Source organism: Streptomyces sp. NEAU-W12 (assembly GCF_026242095.1).
Lineage (GTDB): Bacteria > Actinomycetota > Actinomycetes > Streptomycetales > Streptomycetaceae > Streptomyces.
Genome location: NZ_JAPJDM010000027.1, coordinates 1 through 22,431, shown reverse-complemented (window position 1 = coordinate 22,431; position 22,431 = coordinate 1). Strand labels below are relative to the sequence as shown.

The 22,431-nt window shown below is 73.0% G+C and carries 17 protein-coding genes; 7 read left to right on the top strand and 10 right to left on the bottom strand.

All coding sequences use genetic code 11. From position 1 onward, the window contains the following. Positions 1 to 147: 147 nt before the first annotated feature. The 4 genes from ORI94_RS28580 to ORI94_RS28565 form a co-directional block, all read right to left on the bottom strand. A complete protein-coding gene (locus ORI94_RS28580) occupies positions 148 to 1,278 on the bottom strand; it encodes a ParB/RepB/Spo0J family partition protein (protein ID WP_266081014.1) in 1,131 nt (376 codons plus the stop codon). Beyond that, entirely contained in the window at positions 1,275 to 2,438 is a 1,164-nt protein-coding gene (locus ORI94_RS28575; protein ID WP_266081012.1) for a ParA family protein, read from the bottom strand. The genes ORI94_RS28580 and ORI94_RS28575 overlap by 4 nt, the downstream gene beginning before the upstream one ends. 400 nt (positions 2,439 to 2,838) lie before the next feature. After that, the gene (locus ORI94_RS28570) at positions 2,839 to 3,384 is read right to left on the bottom strand and encodes a hypothetical protein (RefSeq protein WP_266081010.1); all 546 of its coding nucleotides are present in this window, start codon (positions 3,382 to 3,384) and stop codon (positions 2,839 to 2,841) included. Between the two features lie 2 nt (positions 3,385 to 3,386). Next, on the bottom strand, positions 3,387 to 4,043 hold the full coding sequence (locus ORI94_RS28565) for a hypothetical protein (protein ID WP_266081008.1): 657 nt from the start codon (positions 4,041 to 4,043) through the stop codon (positions 3,387 to 3,389). A 688-nt stretch (positions 4,044 to 4,731) separates the two neighbouring features. Here ORI94_RS28565 and ORI94_RS28560 point away from each other — a divergent pair. Continuing rightward, a complete protein-coding gene (locus ORI94_RS28560; protein ID WP_266081006.1) occupies positions 4,732 to 5,331 on the top strand; it encodes a hypothetical protein in 600 nt (199 codons plus the stop codon). Between the two features lie 65 nt (positions 5,332 to 5,396). Here the strand turns inward: ORI94_RS28560 and ORI94_RS28555 are convergent, their stop codons facing one another. The 4 genes from ORI94_RS28555 to ORI94_RS28540 all read right to left on the bottom strand — a co-directional run bounded on the left by ORI94_RS28555 (position 5,397) and on the right by ORI94_RS28540 (position 10,847). Then, positions 5,397 to 6,098, bottom strand: a complete 702-nt coding sequence (locus tag ORI94_RS28555; RefSeq protein ID WP_266081003.1) for a restriction endonuclease — start codon at positions 6,096 to 6,098, stop codon at positions 5,397 to 5,399. Positions 6,099 to 7,105: 1,007 nt separating this feature from the next. After that, a complete protein-coding gene (gene trxB / locus ORI94_RS28550) occupies positions 7,106 to 8,044 on the bottom strand; it encodes a thioredoxin-disulfide reductase (RefSeq protein ID WP_266081163.1) in 939 nt (312 codons plus the stop codon). A gap of 76 nt (positions 8,045 to 8,120) precedes the next feature. Next, the gene (locus tag ORI94_RS28545; RefSeq protein WP_266081001.1) at positions 8,121 to 9,644 is read right to left on the bottom strand and encodes an FAD-binding oxidoreductase; all 1,524 of its coding nucleotides are present in this window, start codon (positions 9,642 to 9,644) and stop codon (positions 8,121 to 8,123) included. Between the two features lie 258 nt (positions 9,645 to 9,902). Beyond that, the gene (locus ORI94_RS28540) at positions 9,903 to 10,847 is read right to left on the bottom strand and encodes an isopenicillin N synthase family dioxygenase (protein WP_266080999.1); all 945 of its coding nucleotides are present in this window, start codon (positions 10,845 to 10,847) and stop codon (positions 9,903 to 9,905) included. A gap of 1,016 nt (positions 10,848 to 11,863) precedes the next feature. Here ORI94_RS28540 and ORI94_RS28535 point away from each other — a divergent pair. Further along, positions 11,864 to 13,156: an ATP-grasp domain-containing protein gene (locus tag ORI94_RS28535; protein ID WP_266080997.1), complete on the top strand. Its 1,293-nt coding sequence runs from the start codon at positions 11,864 to 11,866 to the stop codon at positions 13,154 to 13,156. A gap of 780 nt (positions 13,157 to 13,936) precedes the next feature. Here the strand turns inward: ORI94_RS28535 and ORI94_RS28530 are convergent. Next, the gene (locus ORI94_RS28530; protein WP_416237918.1) at positions 13,937 to 14,575 is read right to left on the bottom strand and encodes a DsbA family protein; all 639 of its coding nucleotides are present in this window, start codon (positions 14,573 to 14,575) and stop codon (positions 13,937 to 13,939) included. Between the two features lie 115 nt (positions 14,576 to 14,690). Continuing rightward, the gene (locus ORI94_RS28525) at positions 14,691 to 15,134 is read right to left on the bottom strand and encodes a GNAT family N-acetyltransferase (protein WP_266080995.1); all 444 of its coding nucleotides are present in this window, start codon (positions 15,132 to 15,134) and stop codon (positions 14,691 to 14,693) included. 136 nt (positions 15,135 to 15,270) lie between these two features. Here ORI94_RS28525 and ORI94_RS28520 point away from each other — a divergent pair, with 136 nt between their 5' ends. The 5 genes from ORI94_RS28520 to pcaB all read left to right on the top strand — a co-directional run bounded on the left by ORI94_RS28520 (position 15,271) and on the right by pcaB (position 22,408). After that, entirely contained in the window at positions 15,271 to 16,248 is a 978-nt protein-coding gene (locus ORI94_RS28520; RefSeq protein ID WP_266080993.1) for an NADPH:quinone reductase, read from the top strand. 241 nt (positions 16,249 to 16,489) lie between these two features. After that, on the top strand, positions 16,490 to 17,044 hold the full coding sequence (locus ORI94_RS28515) for an SRPBCC family protein (RefSeq protein ID WP_266080990.1): 555 nt from the start codon (positions 16,490 to 16,492) through the stop codon (positions 17,042 to 17,044). Between the two features lie 98 nt (positions 17,045 to 17,142). Continuing rightward, positions 17,143 to 18,711 carry a class I adenylate-forming enzyme family protein gene (locus ORI94_RS28510; protein WP_266080988.1) on the top strand — a complete coding sequence of 523 codons (1,569 nt, stop codon included), beginning with the start codon at positions 17,143 to 17,145 and terminating at the stop codon, positions 18,709 to 18,711. Positions 18,712 to 19,031: 320 nt separating this feature from the next. Further along, entirely contained in the window at positions 19,032 to 21,011 is a 1,980-nt protein-coding gene (locus tag ORI94_RS28505) for an FAD/NAD(P)-binding protein (protein ID WP_266080986.1), read from the top strand. Further along, positions 21,008 to 22,408, top strand: coding sequence for a 3-carboxy-cis,cis-muconate cycloisomerase (gene pcaB, locus ORI94_RS28500; protein ID WP_266080984.1), 1,401 nt, complete (start codon positions 21,008 to 21,010; stop codon positions 22,406 to 22,408). The genes ORI94_RS28505 and pcaB overlap by 4 nt, the downstream gene beginning before the upstream one ends. The last annotated feature ends 23 nt before the right edge of the window (positions 22,409 to 22,431 follow it).

The following is a 22,431-nucleotide window of genomic DNA, read 5'->3' as shown; positions in this document are numbered from 1 at the left end:
CATCGCCTATGGCGCGGGCGGTTTCCCGGCTCAGCTGTGCGGTGGTTCCCCGCCCCGCACGCATTCCGGCCACCCGCTTCGTGGCAGCCGACGCGGCCCCGCTCCCTCCCACGACGCGCAGGCGAGCGGGGCCGCTGGTCGGGTCTGCTATCGGGCTCCCAGCTCGGCCAGCAGGGTCCTGTACTCGTCCGGGTGCTGCTCCCGCAGGAGGTCCATCCACATCCGGGCCCCTTGGACGAACGTCTCGGGCTCCATCTTCTGGTGGAGATGGTGCACGCAGTAGAAGGCGTCGTCGTAGGGGAGCCGCTTCGGCTGCTTCGACTGCTCCGACTGCGCTGCCTCCGCGTTCTCCGGTTCGAGGTCTCCCCCGCTGGTACGCGGTTCCGGGATGGACTCGGAAGCCTGCTCGCGCTCGACGGGCGGCGCAGCCGCACCGGGCCGGAGGGGCGGGGACGGGGGAGGCGGCGGAACGGCCCGGGTCGTGGGCGTCTCCGGGATTATCACGCCGTGATAATCGGCGGGGCCCGCTGAACGCTCGACGGCCTCCGGCGGCCGGCTGTCTGTCTTCCTGCGCGCCGCTTCCGCCCGTTCGTCGGCTTTGGCCCTCTGCTCTTCCGGGGGCAGCTTGCCCAGGTTGCGGACGTGCTCGACCTTCCGCGCCCCGGTCACCAGGTCCTTCTGGAGTTCGGGAGCGAGCTTCAGAAGGGACAGCTTGCTGGAGATGGTGTTCTGCGGGATGCCCAGCCGCTTGGCCGCCTTGGTCTGGGAGCCGTAGTGGTCGACCAGGGCCTTGAGGGCGTGGGCCTCCTCGAGGTCCGTCATGTCGTCGCGGTGGTAGTTCGCCACGAACGCGGCTTCGAGGAGCGTCTCGTCGGTGGCGACCCGTCCGTTGTCGACGCGGACCGGGATGGTGGCCATTCCGACGCGGCGAGCGGCCTCGAGGCGGCGGTGGCCGTCGACGACGATGTACTGCGCCCCGTCGTCGAGGTCGTCGGCGCGGTCCGGCCGGTTGCGCAGGTAGGCGTCGACCGTGGCCACGGCGATGGGGATGATGATGCCGACCTCGCGGACGCTCTGTACCGTCTCGTCGAGGTTGCGCAGGTGGTTGCGCGGGTTGTCGGGGTTGTCGCTGATGAGGGTGACCGGCAGCTCGGTGATGGCTGCCGCGGTCGACTCCTCGCCGGCGATGGTCTGGTCGATGAGGTTGCGTCGGGAGGACCGTGCGCCGCGGGCCGCGCCGAACGCGGGTGCCGATCCCAGGGTGTCCGCCTTGCTCAACGGGTTGCTCCCCTCGCTACTTGCCGCATGGCTTCGGCCTGATCACTGTGGGGCGCGTAGGACAGCAGCGGCATGCGCTTGCGGACCGCTTCGCGCTGCTCCTTCAGGTCGCCGATGACGGCGAGGACCTTCGGGTCGCCGAGCGACTTCCAGTTGTCCAGGGAGGAGGTGGCGACGTAACCACGGCGGGAGTCGTACAGGTTGACGACCAGGCCGAGGTAGTCCATCTCCAGGGAGAGGTCCTCGCAGAGGTCCTCGATCTGCTGGGCGAGCATGCCGTAGGCGGTGGCGGAGGAGTCCTCGGCGAGTACGGGAATGACGACGCCGGAGAGGCCGGCGGGTTCACCGCGGCGCCGGCGCCCGTAGTAGAGGGCGGCGTCCATGGCGATACCGAGGCTGGGCGGGCAGTCGACGATGATGACGTCGTAGTCGGCTTCGAGGGGGCGCAGGGCCAACTCGAGGGCCGCTTCCTTCTGGAAGCCGCGCTTCTGCGTCGCCACGACGGCGATCTTCGCGTCGAGGAGGAACCCGTCGAAGCAGGCCGGCAGGACATGCAGCCGCTTCCCGAACCGCGGATCGTCTATCTCCACGACCAGGTCCCGCAGATCTCCCCTGCCTTCACCGCACATGTGGGAGACCAGGCTGTCGTGGTTGGGCTCGATCTGGGGGACTCCGAGCTGTTCGCTGAGGTGTCCCTGCGGGTCGAAGTCGACGACGAGGACGCGTTTGCCCGCCTCGGCGTAGGCCTCGCCGATGCCGGCGGAGATGGCGGTCTTGCCGACACCGCCCTTCTGGTTGCCGACGATCTTCCGCTCGGGATCGGTGCCGCGGGCGCCGTGCCCGGGGGAGGGGTTCGCGTCGAGCCAGCCACGGACCGACTGGGCGAGGCCCTGGGTGTAGGAGAAGCCGCGGTCGGTACAGGTCTCCTTGAACTGCTCGTACAGTCCGGGCGGAAGCCATGTGGAGAACGACTTCGCACCGGCGGTGTCCACTTCGGCGCCGGCGCTCGTGCTGCCGCGCCAGTCGTTGATGGCCGCCTCGACGGCGTCCTGGATGTCCAGGCTGAGCTCGGCGGCGCGGACCTTGAGTGCTTGCTGGAGCGCCGAGGGCAGCTTGGACGCTACCTTTTCCCGGTCTCCATCGGGGTAAGGAGAAGCCATGACGTCAGCATACTGACCTTCAAAGGTGTCACGACAACCACTTTGTGGGTTCTGACGCCGTTTCACCCGGAGAGCTCCCCTGCCGGGATTATCACGCCGTGATAATTGCCGTCCGGGACGACCGCGTTCCGGGGACCGGCCCCCAGCGCCCTGCGAAGTGGCGGCCCGTCTGGAGCCGGACCTCTCCGCCCCCGCGTCAGGCGGCATGCCCGACGGCGTCCTCCGCGACGCCCTGCCCGTGCCTCGCCCCTGTCACCTGTTCCAGTCGGAGGCGCCGGTATGACGCCGGCGTCCCGACCTCCCGTGGTGCGGACACGAGCCGGACGGTAGGCTGACTTCCGAAACCTGGACACATTGAGGCCCCCGCTTCGGCGGGGGCCTCAATGGTGTGCCGGTCGTGTCACGGACGGGACGGCCTCCGCCGCGAACGGTCACGGGCTGTCGAGAGGCTCAGTACGTCTGCGGCCCCCTCGGGGACGGCGGCCTTGGCGGGCTTCGGCCGGCCGGACGCACTGCCGCGTCCCAGGCGCTTCTCCTTCTTCTCCCTCTCCGCCTGGGCGACGGAGTCCTCGTAACGCTCCTGGTAGTCGTCGACGTCGAGACGGTCCGCGGGATCGAGGGACCCGATGGCCTCCAAGTGCTCGGTGACACTGCGCGCGCCACTGATCATCGGGTTGAGGAAGTAGATGCCCTTGGCCTGGCGGAACACCAGCTTGGCCAGGATCAGGGCCTGCAGACCCCGTCCGACCATGGAGCGGTGCACGTCCAGAGCCTCGGCCAGCTCCTCTTCAGTGACCAGGCAGCGCCCTCCTGGCTCCTGGGTCCCCAGCAGCCGGAAGAGCACGCGGTAGGCGATCCCCGGCATGGCGGGCATGTAGGCGAAACCGTTGAAGGTGCCGTAGGTCAGCTCCGGCGGCTCCGGGTTCGCAGACGCTGCAGTCCTCATCCTCACGCCTCCGGCTTCTTCTCCGTACGCTTACGCTTGCGCGTCCTCGATGACGGGTCGGGCAGTTTCGCACCCGGGAGAGCCATACCCCTGAACTCTGCCGGGACGTCTGGATCGAGCACGAGCTCGTTGAGAAGGCTCAGCTGTTCCACCTGGACCTTCACACTCTTGGCCACCGACCCGCGGACGGGCCGGTCGACCAGTCGGTAGCCTCCGCGAAGGGTCACTGCCGGCTGGAGCTGGATCGACCCCTTCTTGGGAGAGTAGGCCAGCCCCAGCCTCTTCAGCTTGGACTGGGCCCGTGACACCTGGGCAGGGTCCATGGCCAGCTCGGCAGCGATCTCGGTCTGCCTGAGCTCGACGGCCCCTCCCACTTCCTGGCTTCCCATCATGTAGAGCAGCACGCAGAGGGTCACGTTGTCGTCCCTGAAGTACCTGGCCGCCCAGCGCAGGAACTCCAGGCTGTCCTGAGAGAAGTACTTACCGACGAAGTCACCGGCGGTGACAGGGGGCTTGACCTCTGCCGTGTGACCGGCCGGCAGCTCGACGAGGTTCTGCCGCGGACCGAGCGTGCTCGCGTACGGACTGCTGGGACTCGGGGCACGAGGTGGGGACGAGCCGGGGACCCGGCGAGGGTCCCCCTGAGGCTGTGCGGACATGGCGCTACGTGCTCCTCAAGATCGAAACCTAGACGCACGGCACAGTAGTGATCGCGCATATAGATAGCAACGACGCGACCTATCTGCGCGTTGGGGGCCTCGAACTTGACTCCGGAGTCAAGTTGACGGGGGCTCCGACACCTGTCGCGAGATTGCGCATCCAGGTCGCAATGCATACGGGGCAACTTGACTCCCGGCACAATTTCCGGACGCCGAACATGACCTGGGAGTCATGTTCTGAGGGCCTGTCACACCCTCTGACCTGCGGAAACGTGAGCCGCTCTCTTCTCTATAAGGCGCGGGTCCGTCTTTGCGCACCATCCTCGAGCTTGTCCTCGATGTCATCTGCTCCACCTCCGGGGCGCACCACTTCGCTGCTGAGGGCCGGTGGTACCAGGGGCCTTCGCCGGCCCCTGGACCCCGCTGCCCCCGGCACTCCTCGACGCGCATCCGTATCGTCGTGGCGTGCACCGTTCGCGTCGAGGAGCACCGGGGTTGTGGCTTGTGCAGGACGGGAAACGTGCCCCGCCGCTGTGTCGGTCGCGGCCGGTGGGACGGGTGCGGGTATCAGTGGGGCGGGTGCGGTGCTCCGGCCACACGTCATCGTGCGCGGGGACGCAGGGTGCCGGTACTGGGTGGTCGCGGAGGTTCAGGGCTGTGCTGTCGGTCAGGAGGGGACAATGGGCGTGTGAACCCCCGCGACCTCGAACTGACCCTTGCGGCCGCTCGCGCGGTCGGTCCCTGTCCGCCCGGAGAAGAAGCTGCCTGGAGCGAGCGGGTCCGGGGCCGGGCCATCCACCTCTACACCCTCGCGGACAGCGTCGGTCTTGAGCTGCAACGGCTGGACGCGGCGAAGCAGTTCACGGCGACCCTGCTCACCGTGCGGATCGAGGCCACGAGTACGCGCGGCCTGTTGGTCGTCAGGAACACCTCCGGCGAGCTGGAGCACCTGCGCACCGACCGTGGGGACACGGACGCCGGGCGAGCGATGATCGAGCGGGCCCGGACGCTGGTGGGTCACCGGCTGCGGGTGTACCGCCTCAACGAGCAGATGGCCTCCAATGCCAAGCTGCAGGTGCGTACCGTCGTCCACCTCACCGACTTCGGCCCGGACACCGATCCCGTCCACGAGCACGGTGCGAAGGAGAACGTGCTGGCGGCAGCCGAGGGTGACAAAGAGTCCGCCCGCCGGGCCTGGCTGGAGGCCGGCCTGCCCGAGAGCGGCTCGGTGACCGTACGCCAGCTCGCCGGGGCCCTGGCCGTGCTGCCCGCCGCTGACACGGAGTAGTGCCGGGGCAGTCCGGGCGCACCGGGCCGCGGCCCGGTGCGGCGGGCAGGGGGCGGCCGGGCCTCTCAGCTCAACGACGTCGGGCGGCGCGGGGGCGGCACCGCGCGCAGCAGTTCCCACAGGGGGCGTGAGCCCGACGCCCAGACGGCCAGGGTCTGTCGGTCCACGACGTGGAGGCGCTGCTCCTTGGCGAAGGCCACGGCCGGGGCGGTGACCCGGCCGTTGGTCACGATCACCGCGATGTCCGCCCCGTGGACCTGCCGAGCCGTTCCGTTGAGCACCTGGAGGTCCGGCGTGCCCACCGCCGCCCCGCCCGCCCCGTCACGGCGGTGCTTGCACTGGATCACCCAGCGCCGTCCGAACGGATCCGTGGCCTTCACGTCCGCGCCCAGGTCGCCTCGCCCGCCGACCCGCAGGGCGTCCTGACAGCCGTCCCGGCGCATCAGGTCCCGCACCGCGTCCTCGAACCGGGTGTGGTGCAGCGCGTCCAGCCGGGCCAGCCCGTAGCGCAGACCCTGCGCCCGTACGGCCTCCCGGCGGGCCCTCTGCCGCCGGTGGTGGAGCCAGCCGGCGCCCACCGGCACGGCGAGCACCAGGAGCACGACGAGCACCCACCAGTGCGCCAGCAGCCAGTTGACCACCGTCACCGCCAGGCCGACGGCGGCGGCCGCCGCCACGGCGAAGGCGATCAGCTGGGCGTCCCTCTGCTGCTGTTTCCTGCCGGGCCGTCGCGTGCGCCGCCGTACCGGCGGCCGCCGCCGGGTCACCGCTCCCACCGGATCGGGTACGACACCGTGGGCTGCGGCTCCCGCACCCGCGCCGGGGCAACGTCGTCGAACCGGACCGGATACTGCACCGTCGACTGCGGGCGCGGGCCCCCCTCACCCGGTCCGGAGGAACTTCCGTTGCCGAACGCGACGACGGCCAACGCCACCGCCCCGAAGACGGTCACCTCCCGTCGTGCCCCCGGAGCCCACCGCGAATGCCCGCGAACCCGTGTCCCGTCGGAGCGTACGTACGACCGCACCCAAGGCATGCAGGCCTCCCCCTCGTCACCACTCCCCGTACGACGGCTCATGATGGCAGCGGCCACTGACAACGGGTCACCGGGGTGTCACCTGACGTCATCACCCGGGAAGGAGCGGGAGAGGTGCCGATGGGCCGTTGATCTGTCATCGGGCCCGGTCCGGCGGGCTGCCGTGCCGCGGGCCGGATTATCACGCCGTGATAAGTGCCGCTCCCCCGTCCGGTTCACCCCGCCGGGTGTCGTCGGCGTTCTCCGGACCGCGGCGTCTGCCGCGTCCGACGCGGCGAGCAGGGCGCACCTGACGCGTGGTGCCGTCAGTGCCGCGCGGCATCTGCACATGGCGTCCCTTCGGGTGGTGCAGCTGATCGAGGCACCGGAACCCGCAGGCGGGGGACGCTGGTTCCGCCGGACCGGAGGTCCGCCCCGCCTCAGCAGGGCGCCTTGTGGAGGGCGGCGCCCGCGAAGACCGCCAGCGGGCTCGCACCGGAGCGCGTGACCCGTGGTCCGCCGCACCACGACACCGTCCTGGCCCATCTGCACGGGCCAGGCCACGGACAGCTGCCGCTCGGGTGGCAGGCACGCCTCACTGCGCAGAAGCCTTGGACACAGCCGTACAGACCCGGGTCATACCGGTGGTGGTCCCTGCGACTGGAGCTTCTGGGCTTCTGACCGTCCGGCGGAACCGTTCGGTGGAACCGTTCGGTGGGAGCTTTCGGGCAGGTGCATCGCCGTCGGTCCGGGTGGGGTTCAGCAGAGGCTGATCCTGGAGTGGTCCGCCAGGTGGCGCTCCGCGTCCAGGGCCGCCGCGCAGCCTGTGGCGGCGGCCGTGACGGCCTGGCGGTAGGTGTGGTCGACCGCGTCGCCCGCGGCGAAGACGCCGGGGACACCGGTGCGGGTGGAGGGGGACTCGACCGTGATGTAGCCGGCGTCGTCGAGGTGCAGTTGGCCCTTGAACAGGTCGGTGCGGGGGTCGTGGCCGATGGCGACGAAGAGGCCCGTGACCGCCAGGGGGCGGTGTTCGCCGGTGACGGTGTCGCGCAGGGTCAGGGAGGTGAGGCGGTCCTCGCCGTGGATCTCGGTGACCTCGCTGTTCCAGGCGAAGGAGATGTCCGGGTGGGCGAAGGCACGTTCCTGCATGACCTTGGAGGCGCGCAGGGTGTCGCGTCGGTGGACGATCGTCACCGACCGGGCGAAGCGGGTGAGGAAGGTGGCCTCCTCCATCGCCGTGTCGCCGCCGCCCACGACCGCGATGTCCCGGCCCTTGAAGAAGAAGCCGTCGCAGGTGGCGCAGGAGGAGACACCGCGGCCGGAGAGGGCGTCCTCGAGGGGGAGGCCCAGTGTGCGGTGCTGTGAGCCGGTGGCGACGATCACGGTGCGGGCGTGGTGCTCGGTGCCGGTGGAGTCGGTGACGGTCTTGATGTCACCGGTGAGGTCCACCGCGGTGATGTCGTCGTCGACGATCTCGGCGGCGAACCGTTCGGACTGTGCGCGCATGCGGTCCATCAGGTCGGGGCCCATGACGCCCTCGGGGAAGCCGGGGAAGTTCTCCACCTCCGTGGTGGTGGAGAGGGCGCCGCCGACGAGGAGGGAGCCGGCGAAGACGAGCGGGGACAACTGGGCGCGGGCGGTGTAGAGGGCTGCGGTGTACCCGGCGGGGCCGGAACCGATGATGATGACGTCGCGTATGCGGTCGCCGGTGCGGGTCACGGTGGGTCCTTCGGTCGGAAGCGGGGCGGAGGGGCCGCGGCGGGGGCGTGGCGGGTCAGTCGACGGCCTGGGCGAAGCGGAAGAAGCGGTGGGGGTCGTAGGTGTGCTTGACGGCCCGCAGGCGGGCGTAGTTGTCGCCGTAGTAGGCCTCGCGCCAGGTGGTGAGGGCCGGGTCCATGTAGTTCTGGTACGAGCGGTGGCTCGAGTGGGTGTCCATGGTGGTGTACGCCTTGTTCGCCCAGGCCTGGGCCCGGTCGCGGTCGCCCGGGGCGGGGTCGGGGGTGGGCAGGGTGACGGCGTAGCCGGCGTTGAGCACCGCGTCGCGGTGGACGAACGCGGTGGCGGTGGGGGACACCTCGTTGATGCGGCCGCCGTAGGGGAACAGGCCGAGGAAGCGGAACTGGCCGGGGGCGGGGTCGGCGGTGAACGCGTCCAGGGCGGCCCGGGCGGCGGCGGGGGTCCAGGGCCTGGCGAAGAACAGGTTGCGCTGGGTGGTGTGGGAGTCGCGGGGGAGCTGGGCCTCGGGGGTGAAGCCGACGCGGTGGCACTCGCCGACGGTTTGGGCGCCGCAGCCGTACACCCGCATCATCGCCTGCGTGTAGGGGAGTTCGCTGCTGGTGCGGCTGGTGCCGGGGTGGCCGACCGCGGTGGTGAGCCGGTCCAGGAGGCGGTCGCAGTCGCTCCGGGCACCGTGGTAGCCGCCGGTGAGGACGACGTGGGGTTCGGTGCCGGCGGGGGCGTCGGTGGAGTGCAGGAACATCAGCTCGCAGGCGAGTTCGCGGGGCGCGGACGCCATCCAGTCCTGCCAGGCGAGGATCACCTGGACGGCGTCGGTGAAGCGGAAGTTGAGGTTGAAGAGGGTCAGGACGGGGATCCGTACGGGCCGCACCTCGTAGGCGGTGACGATGCCGAAGTTTCCGCCGCCGCCTCCGCGCAGCGCCCAGAACAGGTCGGCGTCGCGGGTGGCGGAGGCCCGTACGGTGCGGCCGTCGGCGAGGACGACGCGGGCGGAGACGAGGAGGTCGGAGCCCATGCCGTAGGCGCGGGAGGCGTAGCCCAGGCCGCCGCCCTGGATCCAGCCGCCCATGGCGACGGTGGGGCACGTGCCGCCGGCGACCTGGATGCCGTACGGGGCGAGGGCGTCGAGGACGTCGACGCCCTGGCTGCCGGCGCCGAGGTGGACGGTGGAGCCGCCGACGCGGACCCTGTTGAGGCGGGAGACGTCGATGACGAGGCCGGGGCTCGTGGAGTAGCCGGCGGCGCTGTGGCCGCCGCTGCGGACGGCGGTGGCCAGGCCGTTGTCCTGGGCGAAGCGGATGCAGGTGGCGACGTCGGCGTCGGTGGCGCAGTAGGCGACGGCCTGCGGGTGGACGGCGTCGAACTGGGCGAGCTGGAGCTGCCGGGCGGTGTCGTAGCCGACGTCGTCGGGCAGGACGAGGCGGCCGGTGAGACGCTGCCGCAGGGTGCTCCAGGACACCGCGGTACCGGCGGCGAGGACGAGACCGCCGGTGGTGGCGGTGAGGGCGGCAGCCGCGGTGGAGCCGGCCGAGACCCGTATGAGGGAGCGTCTGCTGAGCATGTGGATCACTCTCCGTTGTGTCCGGGACGGGGCCGGAGGCGGATGCGCGCGGGGCGGGCGGGCAGTGCGGGGTGGGGGTGAGGTGCAGCATCCGGGAGGACGGGGGAGAAACGGCGGGACCGGGGCGGAATGCGTCATCTGCGCCCGGTGCCGGTGCCGGTGCCGCTGTCGGCCGCGCAGGCCGGGGGTGACGCCGTGGTCCGGCGTCACGTCGTCGCCGGCGCGGGCGCGGGCGCGGCTCCACCGGTGCCGCGGGGGTCAGCGGGCCGGGGTGCGGAGCGGTGGTGCGGTCAGGTGGTTGATGCCGTACACGCTGCGCTGGAAGAGTTCGTCCGCGGTGAGGGTGGCGAAGCGCTGGGGGGCCGGTTCGGCGTCCGCGACGCGCAGGGGGGTGAGGGTGGTCCAGGGGGCCGGGTGGCAGAACTGGAGGATGGACAGGCGGCCTCCGCTCTGGCCCGGCTGGGCCATGACCCGGTGGACAGCGGCGCGGGCGAAGCCGTTGGTGAGGCGGGCGAGGGCCGTGCCGACGTTGACCACGGCGTAGCCGGGCGGCGCGTCGACGGCCAGCCACTCACCGTCGACCAGGACTTCCAGGCCGGACGCGGTCGCCCTGGGCAGGGCGGTGATCAGGTCGAAGTCCTGGTGCTCCGCCGCCCACACCTGGCGTGCGGAGGGTGCCTGGTCCATCGGCGGGTGCCAGGTGGCCCGGTTGACGACGGGGCCGTCCTCCAGCATGTCGGTGAAGTAGTCGGGGTGGGCGCCGAGGGCGTCGGCGAGGGTGCGTACGACGTCGTGCTGGAAGCGCGCCAGGCGGGCGTGCAGTTCACGCAGCGCGGAGCCGATGCCGGGCACCAGGTGGTCGGGGAAGTACGGGTCGGGATAGCGGGCCGGGTAGCGCATGCGCAGCGGGTGCCGTGCGGGCAGCGGCGCTCCCCAGTGGAAGAGCTCCTTCCAGTCCGGCACGGTGCCCGCCCCGGTGCGCTCCGGCAGGGGCGGGGTGTAGCCGGCCTGGCCGTTGCTTCCCGCCACCCGGCAGGTGGTCTTGGCGTCGGGGGCCAGGGCGAAGAAGGCGTGCAGAAAGGCGCACGCCTCGTCCAGCAGGCTCTCGGGGACGGTGTTGCGGACGAGGAAGAACCCGTCGCGCAGTGCGCCGCGCAGGTGTTCCCGGCCGCCGGGCCGTTCCAGGTCGATTTCCTTGAGCATGTTCCGTCCCTTCACGGGCGGCGGGTCGTCCGTCGGTCCTGCGGAAGGAGAGCAGCAGGTACGTGAGCCGGTGGCCCTGGTGCGGGAGGTGCCGGTCGGTCACCGGGCGCCGTGCGGGCGTGCGTGCGCCGTGCGGGGCCCGGGCCGGTGCCGGCCAGGCGTCCGGGCACAGGGGAAGCGGGGCGCCCGGGCGCTGCTGCCGGTGCCCCACGCGTCGCGTTCCCGGCCGTACCGGTGGGCGCGGGAGCCGGTGAGGTCCGCCGGTGGGCGGGGTGACCGGCCGGTGTGCCGGTGGTCAAGGGCACGGGCCCACTGGTCCGCGGCCCGCGGCGGCGGCCACGGCGCGGCGGCTGCGCGGGTCCTCGTCGACGGCGCGGGGCGGACCCCACCCGGGTGGGGAGGGCGAGGTGGCCCGGCCCGCGGGCCGGAAGGTCACTGGGTCGCACGCCGTCTCGTCCTCTCCTCGTCCGGCTCGGTCACGGGGCGTCCCGGCTTCTCGAATGTCTGAGGCACGGGGTCCGCCGAACCTCGAACGTAGACGGGCGGATTTCCGGAGGGCCAGCGGACGACACGAAATCCGGCAACTTCCGGCATTCGCCTCCACCGTGTTGACGGCGGACCCCTGCCCGCGTCGACGCGGGCCGCGCGTGGGCCACTTGACCCATTCGTCCCGGCTTCCTTGAGGAACCCGGCCGGCCCGGCGGACGCTGACCCGACAGCAGGACCGGGCCAGGGAGCCGAGCGGCGGGCACACGGTCCCGGTGGAGACGACGCCCGTCCACGGGTTCGGGTTCGGGTTCGGCACGGTCGTGGGAAGCGCGACGGCCTCGCCGGACGGCCGGGCCGTACCCGCCCGTGGGGCCGCCACCGCGGCCGGTCCGGTCCGGTCCCCGGAGAGCCCTCCGGCCTCCCGACCGGCGGCCGGATGCCGGACCCTCCCGGCCGGCGCACTCCTGTCCTTGCGCGCAGCGCGTCCTTCTGACCCTCCCCGCCATCGGACGAAAGGCCTCACCACCATGGGCTCCCCCCACGTTCTGCTCCTCGCCGGGATCGGCGGCCACGCCACCGGCGAGGCCCTCGACTCCCTGTCGACGCTGACCGAAGCCGTCAGCGTCGTGTACGTCACCGCCTGGCGCTCCTCCGAGCCGGTCCGCGCGGACTGGGAACGGCGCGCTCTGCGCGGCGAGTTCGTGGAAGCAGCCGACCTGGACGCGGCAGTCCTGGCCGCCGCCGCCCTGCACGGCCGGCTGCCGCTGGACGGGGTGGTGACCTACTCCGAACTGCTGCTGCGCCCGCAGGCGGAGATCGCCTCCCGTCTGGGCCTGCCCGGCAACCCGCCCGACGCGGTGGCCGTCGCCCAGTCCAAGGCGCTCCAGCGCCTGGCCTTCGCCGAACGCGATGTGCCCTCGCCCGAGTTCGAGATCATCACCAGTGAGCGGGACTTCGCGGCGGCCGCCGCCCGTGTGGGGCTGCCCGGTGTGTTCAAGCCCTCGCTGGGCGCGGGCAGCCAGAACGTCCGGCTGGTGTCCACGTACGCCGAACTGATCCACGCCTTCACCGCCGCGCGCGCCGAGAGGACCGCCTTCCTCCAGTCCGACGAGGCGTATCTGCTGGAGCAGCGCATGGCGCTGGAGAAGGACGGTGACAGCGGTTACGCGGCCTACTGCAGCGTGGAGTCGCTGCTGGCCGACGGCACCGCCCACCACCTGGCGGTCTCCGACCGGCTGCCCCTGGAGCACGGCTACGCCGAGGAGGGCGTCCTGCTGCCCAGCCGGCTGGACCAGGCCACCCGGGCAGCCGTCGTCGACGTCGCCGACCGGGCGATCAGGGCGGTCGGGCTGGTCTCGGGCGCGGTGCACACCGAGATCGCGCTGACCGCCGACGGGCCGCTCGTCATCGAGGTCAACGCGCGCGCCGGCGGCCCGCTGCCCACCATGTTCAAGGTGGCGGCCGGCTACGACTACGCCGCCGAGATCGGCCGTGCCGCGCTCGGCCTGCAGCCCACCGGGCTGCCGGAGTTCACCCGGGTCGCCCTGCTGCGGTACCTGCCGATCCCGGCGGGCAACTGGCGGGTGGCCACACAGACCCCCGTCGAGGCGGTACTGCGCGCCTTTCCCGAACTCGTCTACGTCTCCCCCCGCTTCACACCCGGCCAGCGGGTCAGCCGGCAGCGCTCCCTGCACCTGGCCAGCTTCATGGTGGCCGCCGGCGACCGGACCGCGGCCCGCTCCGTCACCCGGCAGGTGGAGCGGGCACTGGGCATCCGGCTGGTACCGGGGTTCGACGCGACGGCCGGGGGCCGACCGTGACGGATCCGGCCGCCGCACGGATCGGTGTCGTGCCCGGCACGTCGGCAGCCATGTCCTGGTCGGGTGGCACGCCCGGTGTCCGTGCGGCGGGACGCCGCGGCACCCGCACCGTAGCGGGCGCGCTGTGCGCGGTCCGCCGCGCGGCCTTTCTCGCACTGGTGACGGTCTCCTCCCCGGAACGGGCGCGGCGTCGGTGGCCGGGCTGATCAGCCGGGGCGGCGGTGCCCGGGCCGTGGACACGCCGGCCCCACCGCGTACCCCGCGCGACGCGGGCCTGACGGCCGGGGCGCCGCCGTGCCTCCCCCGAAGGCCGGAAGCCGAGCCGTCTCGGCGCCCTCGGCCCGGGCCTCGCCGTGACGGCGGTGATCGGCTCGCCGCCGGTCCACACCGGCGCCGGCCGGGGCCGGTGTGGACCGGTCCGTGTTCTTCGCTGCCCTCGGCACGGTCGCCCCGCGGGTGCCCGGGCCGCCGGCCCGGTCGTGCGAAGCGGGCGACGGCCGGGGCGGCCCGGGGGTGCGGGGCCGCGGACGAGCGGCTTGCGGCATCGCTGCCACGACGGCCGTCGGGCGCGAGCGGAGGACGTCGCGTCCGCGGCGGTGGGAGGGCTTGCGGCATCGCTGCCGCCACCTGCCCGCGCCTTTGCGCGCCGGACGGTGGCGCCGGCCGCGGGTGGACCGCCCACCCGCGGTGGTGAGGACTCGCGTTCCGGCGGTGGGAGGCCGGGGCGCGTGAGGGCCCGCGTCGTCGCTACGGGGTCGGGCGACGCGGGCCGGCCGGGCGTCAGTCGAAGACCGGGCCGTGGGGGCGGGAGCGCTTGAGTTCGCAGAATCCGGGGCCGGAGGCCAGGAGCAGCAGGGCGTCCCACAGGTCCAGCGCCGCCCGGCCGCGCGGGGCGGGGGTGACGACCGGGCCGAAGAAGGCCGTCCGAGTGCCGTCGGGGCCCGGCAGGGCGATCACCGGTGTGCCGACCTCCTGTCCGACCCGGTCGATGCCCTCCTGGTGGGAGGCCCGCAGCTCACGGTCGTAGGTGTCCTGGTCGGCGTGGTCGATCAGGCCCGGTGCGAGGCCCGCCTCCTCGAGCGCCCCCGCGATCGCCTCCCGGCTCGGGCCGAGCCCCTGCTGGTGGATGCGGGTGCCCAGCGCGGTGTAGAGGCGACCGGTGACGTCGTCGCCGTGCTTCTGCGCCGCGGCGATCACCACCCGTACCGGCCCCCACCCCTCGGTCAGCAGCCGGCGGTAGCGCTCGGGCAGGTCCTCGCGGCCCTCGTTCAGGACGGCCAGACTCATGACGCGCCACCGGATGTCGAGGGGGCGGTGTCCGGCAACCTCCAGCAGCCACCGGGAGGTCATCCACGCCCAGGGGCACACCGGGTCGAACCAGAGGTCGACGGGAGTGGGGACGGGCTCTGCTGCGGGCACGGTCGTGTCCTCCTTCGACGACGGGTCCCCACACGCTCGACGGGACCGGCCAAGGCCCGGCCAAGGACCTGCCCAGGACCGGTCAAGGCCTTGGCAGGGCGGGGGAGGGGCCGCCTCACGCCTCGCCCGCGACCGGCAGGGTGAAGTGGAGGGCCGCGATGGTCATCCGGCGGGCGTGGTAGAAGCGGTGGGCGGTGACGTTGGTGGTGCCGGAGTCGAGTTCGACGCGGTGGCAGCCGGAGGAGCGGGCCCGTTCGGTCAGGTGGGTGATCAGGGCCGTCGCGATGCCCGCCGAACGGCGGTCGGGACGGGTGACGAGGTCGTCGACGAAGAGGATCCGGCCGCGGCTGGTCGCCAGGACGCGGTGCGTGGCGACCGCGGCGCAGTGGCCGTGGACGTCGTGCGCGACGGTGAACACCAGGCCCTGCGCGTGCGCCTCGGGGACGAACCGGTCGAACTCCTCCTCGGTCAGCGCGGGCCTCAGCACACGTATCAGCGGCCGTACGTGCGCGGTCATCCGCCAGTCGCCGGGTACCACATCGGTCAGTACGTAGGACACGGCGGGAATCGTAGAGGCGCAACGGACTTTCACGGAGCCCGAGTTGACACACCCGTGGGCCGACCTGACGGACCGTGTCCCGCGATCACCGCCGGCTCTGCCGCGCGGGCCGGGGACGGTGCCAGACTCGGCGACCATGCGTGCCGCTTACATAACCCAGCTCGGCTCCCCCGACGTCATCCGTCACGGTGAGCTGCCCCCGCCCGTGCCCGGCCCGCACGACGTGCTGGTCGACATCGAGGTGAGCGCCGTCAACCACGTGGACACCTTCGTCCGCTCGGGGGCCTGGCGCACCCCGGTCGAGTTCCCCTTCGTCATCGGCCGTGACCTGGTCGGCACGGTGGCCGCGGCCGGTCCGGCCGCGGCCGGCTTCCGGCCCGGCGACCGGGTGTGGTGCAACAGCCTGGGCCACGACGGCCGTCAGGGCGCCGCGGCCGAGCAGGCGGTCGTTCCCGTGGACCGGCTCTACCACCTGCCCGACGGCGTGGGCCCGGTGAACGCCGTGGCACTGGCCCACCCCGCCGCGACCGCGCACCTGGCGCTGTTCACGCACGGACGGCTGCGTGCCGGCGAGACCGTCGCCGTGCTCGGCGCCGGCGGCAACGTGGGCAGCGCGGCCGTCGTGATGGCGGTCCGGGCGGGCGCCCGGGTGATCGCCGTCGCCTCCGGCCGCGACGAGCCGTACGTACGGTCCCTGGGGGCGCACCACGTCGTGGACTACCGCTCGGCCGACGTCGCCGGGCTGATCCGGGCCGCCGCGCCGGACGGCGTGGACGTCCATGTCGACACCTCCGGCGGCAACGACCTCGACACCGCGGTGGACCTGCTGGCCGGCCGGGGCCGGATCGTGCTGCTGGCCGGGCTGCGCACCCGCCCGGTGCTGCCCGTGGGGCCGCTGTACCTGCGGGACCGTTCCGTGCACGGCTTCGCCATCTCGCACGCCGACACCGCCCAGCTCGCCGACGCGGCCCGCGGCATCAACGGGCTTCTCGCGTCGGGGCTGTTGCGCCCGCGCACCACCGAGGTACTGCCGCTGAGCGAGGCGGCCGAGGCCCATCGCCTCCTGGACGGCGGGAAGGTGCGGGGCAAGCTCGTCCTGCGCGTGCGCGGCTGAGGCAGGCGGACGGCGCCCGGGCCGGTGCGTACGGTCGGGCCGGTGCACGCGGTCGGGGTCCAGGGCCGTACGCGATCCGCTGCCGGTGAGGGCGCCGGGGCCGCCGCCGAGGCGCCCTTCACGCTTCTCCCGAAGGGAGACAATCGCCCGGCCGCATTCCCGACTGCGGGCCGGAATGGAACTTGACGGACCCCGAACGGCTTGATTGCTCCGGTTCCGCGCGGGTCGCAGGATTGCCGCCATGACAGCGAACACGGAATCCGTCATCAACAATTCCCCGCTCTTCGAACTCAACGCCCGCATTCGCGTTTCCGCGACGCCGGCGGAGATCTATTCCGTGGTCAGCGACCTGGCCCGCAGCAAGGAGTGGAGCCCGGAGTGCATGGGCGGCGAGTGGATCGAGGGAGAGCCCTCGGCGGTCGGGTCGGTCTTCCGCGGTGAGAACCTGCGCAGCGAGGACGTGGTCGGCTGGGCGCCGCTGGTGCGCGGCACCTGGTACACCGAGGCCCGCGTGGTGGCCGCCGAGCCCGGCCGGACCTTCCGCTGGATGATGCTCACCCACGCCCGCGACGACCAGGAGTCGATCTGGGGCTTCGACGTCGAGGACGCCGGCGACGACGCCTCCTGGCTCGTCCACCACTTCCGGATGGGCAGGGCCACCGCCGGAATCCACAAGATCGTCGAAGACCTCGACGAGGACGCCCGCAAGCGGTTCGTCGCCGAATGGACCGCCAAGCTCGGGCAGGACCTCGACGCCACCCTGGCCCGTATCAAGGACGTCGTCGAGAAGAACTGAGGCCACACGCGCCGCATCACCCGCACCGGCAGGCCGTCAGATCCGCAATTCGGCACCCCCCTTCAGGAATCCGCAGCCATGGACGAGAGATCGGTTACATGTTTCTCCAGCGAATAGGAAGCAAGGGAATCAGGCTTGGCACGCTGTTCGACAGAGCGGCGGCCAGGCATCCGGCGAATTTCGTGATCCTCGACCACGACCTGGACATCGCCCCCGGCCTCGGCCGACGCGTGACGCTGACCGAACTGGCCGACCTGGTCGACGACTTCGCCTCGCGGCTCTGGTCCGTCAAGGTGCGCCCGGGGGACCACGTCGTGGTGCACAAGAGCGACGGCTTCGACATCTCCCTCCTCGCCTGCGCCATCGCCCGCACCGGAGCCGTCCCGGTGCTGCTGTCGTCGAAACTGGACGGCGCGACGGTCGCCGAACTGCTGCGCCGGGTCGGGCAGCCGTTCCTCGTCACCGACCAGGACAAGCTCGAGCACCACCTGCCCGGTGAGGTCTTCGGCCTGTCCCGCACGGTGCTGCTGACCTCCGGCGAGCACGAGGGAGCGACCTCGTTCGCCTCGCTGGCCGGCGTCGAGCGGGTGCCCGCGGTGAGCATGCCCATCGACCACCCCACGCTCATCACCCACACCTCCGGCACCACCGGCACCCCGAAGCTGGCCGTGCACACCGGCATGAGCTTCCAGTCCCGCTACCGGCCGCAGGCCGCCGTCGTGGGCGCCACCGTGCGCCGCCGCGAGCCCGTCGCGGTCCACGTGTCGTTCGTGCACTCGCGGATGTTCACGGCGATGCCCATCTCGATCCTCCAGGGCCACCCGCTGATCGTCCTCAGGGACGACGAGCCGCGGACCGTGGGCGAACTGTTCGCGCAGATCCCCCCCGGTTTCATCGAGGCCCACCCCAACACCTTCCTGCGCTGGGAGGAACTGGCGGACGACCCGCGCGGGCCGCTGGCGAACGTGAAGTACTTCTCCTCCACCTTCGACGCCATCCACCCGCGCACCGTCAACACCATGCTGAAGGCCTCCCGCCGCAGGGGCCGGCGCTTCGCCCAGGCCTACGGGCAGAGCGAGGTCGGTCCGATCGCCGCGCGCACCTACTCGCTCAAGGACGGCGCCGACTTCAACGGCCGCTGTGTCGGAGTGCCGTTCGTGGGCATGACCGGGGTCCGCGTGATCAGCCGCAACGGCGCGCCGGTCTCCAAGGAGAACCCCGGCTTCATCGAGGTCAGGACCGACGGCCGGATCGTCACCTACCTCGGTGAGCACCAGCGCTGGCAGAAGCAGGTCAACGACGGCTGGTGGCGCATGGGCGACCTCGGCTACCGCACCCGGTTCGGCTGCCTGCACCTGCTGGACCGCGAGGTCGACGAGATCCCCGGGGTGCAGTCCACGCTCGAGATCGAGGACAAGCTGTTCACCCGCCTGCCGGAACTGGTCGAGGTGATCATCATCTCCGGCCCGGACGGGCGCGCGGTGCCGGTGGTGTGCACGCGCGGCGACGCACCGCTGGACGAGATGGCGTGGAAGAGCGCGGTGGTCGATCTGCCGGCGCTGGGCGATCCCGTCCAGTGGCGGCTGGAGGACCTCCCGCAGACCGCCACCACCAAGATCAAGCGCCTGGAGCTGGCCCGCCTGCTGGGAGCCGGTGCCGGCGAGTGACACCCCCGGCGGGCCGGGCCGGAGCCCGACCGGCGCACCGCGCGCGGGCTCCGCGCCCGCCCGGCCCACCGCCACCGGCTTCCGCCCGGCGGCCCGGTCCGCCCCCGGATCCCCGCCCCGCACGCCCGCGACGTCCACTCCGGCGGCCCCGCACACCGTCGGCTCCCCGGGCTCGGCTGCCCCGGCCCACCGGGCTTCGGGCTCCGTGCCCCGCCCCCGGTACCGGGCCGTGGTGCCCTCCCGCCGTCCTGCGACGGGCGGCCGGTCCCCTCCCCCTCTCCGGCCGCCCGTCGTCCCCTGCCCAGAAACGGAGTATCCGCATGAGCAGCACCCTCGAGGTCTGCGTCATTGGTGCCGGCCCTCGCGGGCTGTCGGTGCTGGAACGGCTGCTGGCCAACGAGCGCCGCACCCCGGCGCACAGCGCGGTCACGGTCCACGTCGTCGACCCCTCGGCGCCCGGCGCCGGCACGGTGTGGCGCACCGAGCAGTCGCAGCACCTGCTGATGAACACGGTGGCGTCCCAGATCACCGTCTTCACCGACGACAGCGCCCGGATCGACGGTCCGATCGAGTCCGGCCCCAGCCTCCACGAGTGGGCGCAGGCCCTGGTCCTGTGCGGCGACCCGGCCGGGCCCGACGCCACCGTCCTCGACGAGGCCCGGCGCCTGGGCCCCGACTCCTACCCCACGCGCGCCTTCTACGGCCGCTACCTCCAGGACTGCTTCGAGCGCATCGTGCGGTCCGCGCCCGCCCACGTCGAGGTCCGGGTCCACCGTTCACGCGCCGTCGCCGCCGCCGACACGTACGGCGTGTCCGGCGGCCCGCAGGGCATCCGCCTGGAGGACGGCACCCGGCTCAACGAGCTGGACGCCATCGTGATGGCCCAGGGACACGTCCCGGCCCGGCTGTCGGCGCGCGAGGCGCGCACCGCGAGCCTCGCGCGCATCCACCACCTCACCTACATCACCCCGGCCAACCCGGCCGACCTGGACCTGACGGGCATACGGCCGGGGCAGAACGTCCTGCTGCGCGGGCTGGGCCTGAACTTCTTCGACCACATGGCCCTGTTCACGCTGGGCCGCGGCGGCCGCTTCGAGCGCGCGCCGGGCGGCGGGCTCGTCTACCGCCCCTCGGGCAACGAGCCGAAGCTGTACGCCTTCTCCCGGCGCGGCATCCCGTACCACGCGCGTGGCGAGAACGAGAAGGGCGCCACCGGCCGCTACTTCCCCCGCCTGCTGACCGCCGAGTACATCGCGACGCTCCAGGAGCGCTCCGCCGCCGGCCGGCCGGTCAACTTCGGCGAGGACCTGTGGCCGCTGATCTCCCGCGAGGTGGAGGGCGTCTACTACGGCGCGCTGCTGAGCGAGCGCGGTGACGGGGAGCGCCGGGAGGAGTTCACCGACCGGCTGTTCGCCCTGGAGCCGGACGCCGACCCGTCCGCGCTCCTCGACGCCCACGGCATCCCGGCCGGGGAGCGCTGGGACTGGGAGCGCCTGTCGCGGCCCTACGGCGAGCGGGAGTTCACCGACCGCGAGGACTTCACCGGCTGGCTGCTCGGATACCTGCGGCGCGACGTCGAGGAGTCCCGCAAGGGCAATGTCAGCGGTCCGCTCAAGGCCGCCCTGGACGTGCTGCGCGACCTGCGCAACGAGATCCGGCTCGCGGTCGACCACGGCGGCCTGGAGGGCAACTCGCACCGCGACGACCTGGAGGGCTGGTACACGCCGCTCAACGCGTTCCTGTCGATCGGCCCGCCGTCCTCCCGCATCGAGGAGATGACGGCGCTGATCGAGGCGGGCGTGCTGACCCTGACCGGCCCGGGCACGCAGGTCCGCATCGACACCACCGCCCAGGTGTACATCGCGACGTCGACGGCGGTGCCGGGCGAGCCGGTGTGTGCCACCGCGCTCATCGAGGCCCGGCTGCCCGAGCCGGACCTGCGCCGCACCGAGGACCCCCTGCTGCAGCACCTGCTCGACACCGACCAGGCGACACCGTTCCGGATCGCGGGCGCGGGCGGCACCAGCTACGAGACCGGCGGACTCGCGGTCACCGAGCGCCCCTACCGGCTGCTCGACGGCCGGGGCCGCGTCCACCCGCGGTGCTTCGCCTACGGCGTGCCCACGGAGTCCGTGCACTGGGTGACCGCGGCCGGTATCCGGCCCGGCGTCGACTCGGTGACGCTCGGCGACTCCGACGCGATCGCCCGCTCGGTGCTGGCCCTGCCGCCGGTGGCCCACGTGCCCGCCGGGGTGCGTCCGGTGGGCGCCGGCAGCGATCTCGTCGGGGTGGTCGTGTGACCCCGGCCTCCGACGGACTCACGGACGCCGGGCTGCTCTCGCCCGTCAGGGCCGGCACCCCCGTCGAGGCGGCCACCGGCGACCGGGCCTGGCTGCAGGCCATGCTGGACGCCGAGGCCGCCCTGGCCCGGGCGCAGGCATCGCTCGGCACCGTGCCGAAGGAGGCCGCCGGGGCCATCACGCGGGCCGCCGACGCCGCCCGGTTCGACCTGCGGGAGCTGGCGCTCGCCGCCCGGGAGACCGCCAACCCGGTGGTCGGCCTGGTGAAGGCGTTCACCGCGGCGGTGGCCGAACAGGACGCCGACGCCGCCGAGTACGTGCACCGGGGCTCCACCAGCCAGGACGTCCTCGACACCGGCACCATGCTGGTCGCCCACCGGGTCCTCGGCATCGTCCGGGCCGACCTCGCGCGCAGCGCGCGGGCCCTGGCGGAGCTCGCCGCCCGGCACCGGGACACGCCGGCGGTCGGCCGCACCCTCGCCCTGCACGCCGTCCCGACGACGTTCGGGCTGAGGGCGGCGGGCTGGCGGCAGCTGGTCCTGGACGCGGAGGCGCGCCTGGCCCGCGTCCACGAGGGCGGGCTGCCCGTCTCGCTCGGCGGGGCGGCCGGCACGCTGGCCGGCTATCTGGAGTACGCGGCCGTCGGTGACGACGGCCGGCCGCCCGAACCGGGCGACTACACCGACCGGCTGGCCGACGCGTACGCGGCCGAGACCGGCCTCGCCCGGCCCGTGCTGCCCTGGCACGCGCTGCGCACCCCCGTCGCCGATCTGGCGTCCGCGCTGGCCTTCACGGCCGGCGCGCTCGGCAAGATCGCCGTCGATGTGCAGTCGCTGGTCCGCACCGAGGTCGGCGAGGTCGCCGAGCCCGGCCCGGACGGCCGCGGCGGCTCCTCCGCCATGCCGCACAAGCGCAACCCGGTGCTCGCCACCCTGCTGCGCAGCGCGGCCCTGCAGGTGCCGGCCCTGGCCGCCGCGCTCACCCAGTGCCTGGTCTCGGAGGACGAACGGTCCGCCGGCGCCTGGCACGCGGAGTGGCAGCTGCTGCGCGAATGCCTGCGGCTGGCCGGCGGCGCGGCCCACACGGCGGTCGAGCTCGCCGAAGGGCTCGAGGTCAGGCCCGAACGGATGCGGGCCAACCTCGCCATGACCGGCAGCCAGATCGTCTCGGAGCGGCTGGCCGCCCGCCTGACCCCGCTGCTGGGCAAGGCCGCGGCCGGACGGCTGACGGCCGAGGCCGCACGGGTGACGGGCAGCACCGGCCGCCCGCTGGCCGACGTGCTCGCCGGTCTGCCGGGCCTGCCGTCCGAGGCCAGGGGCGAACTCGACGAACTGTGCGACCCGGCCGGCTACACCGGCGCCGCCGCGGCCCTGGTGGACCGCGCGCTCAGGCACTGATCCCCATCCCACCCGCCGCCGCG

What these genes read in the sequence shown, in the direction of transcription:
- ORI94_RS28545 (WP_266081001.1), bottom strand. Translation starts at nt 9,644, where the DNA reads ATGCTCAGCAGACGCTCCCTCATACGGGTCTCGGCCGGCTCCACCGCG.
- ORI94_RS28535 (WP_266080997.1), top strand. Translation starts at nt 11,864, where the DNA reads ATGGGCTCCCCCCACGTTCTGCTCCTCGCCGGGATCGGCGGCCACGCC.
- ORI94_RS28575 (WP_266081012.1), bottom strand. Translation starts at nt 2,438, where the DNA reads ATGGCTTCTCCTTACCCCGATGGAGACCGGGAAAAGGTAGCGTCCAAG.
- ORI94_RS28505 (WP_266080986.1), top strand. Translation starts at nt 19,032, where the DNA reads ATGAGCAGCACCCTCGAGGTCTGCGTCATTGGTGCCGGCCCTCGCGGG.
- ORI94_RS28565 (WP_266081008.1), bottom strand. Translation starts at nt 4,043, where the DNA reads ATGTCCGCACAGCCTCAGGGGGACCCTCGCCGGGTCCCCGGCTCGTCC.
- ORI94_RS28570 (WP_266081010.1), bottom strand. Translation starts at nt 3,384, where the DNA reads ATGAGGACTGCAGCGTCTGCGAACCCGGAGCCGCCGGAGCTGACCTAC.
- ORI94_RS28515 (WP_266080990.1), top strand. Translation starts at nt 16,490, where the DNA reads ATGACAGCGAACACGGAATCCGTCATCAACAATTCCCCGCTCTTCGAA.
- ORI94_RS28540 (WP_266080999.1), bottom strand. Translation starts at nt 10,847, where the DNA reads ATGCTCAAGGAAATCGACCTGGAACGGCCCGGCGGCCGGGAACACCTG.
- ORI94_RS28520 (WP_266080993.1), top strand. Translation starts at nt 15,271, where the DNA reads ATGCGTGCCGCTTACATAACCCAGCTCGGCTCCCCCGACGTCATCCGT.
- ORI94_RS28510 (WP_266080988.1), top strand. Translation starts at nt 17,143, where the DNA reads ATGTTTCTCCAGCGAATAGGAAGCAAGGGAATCAGGCTTGGCACGCTG.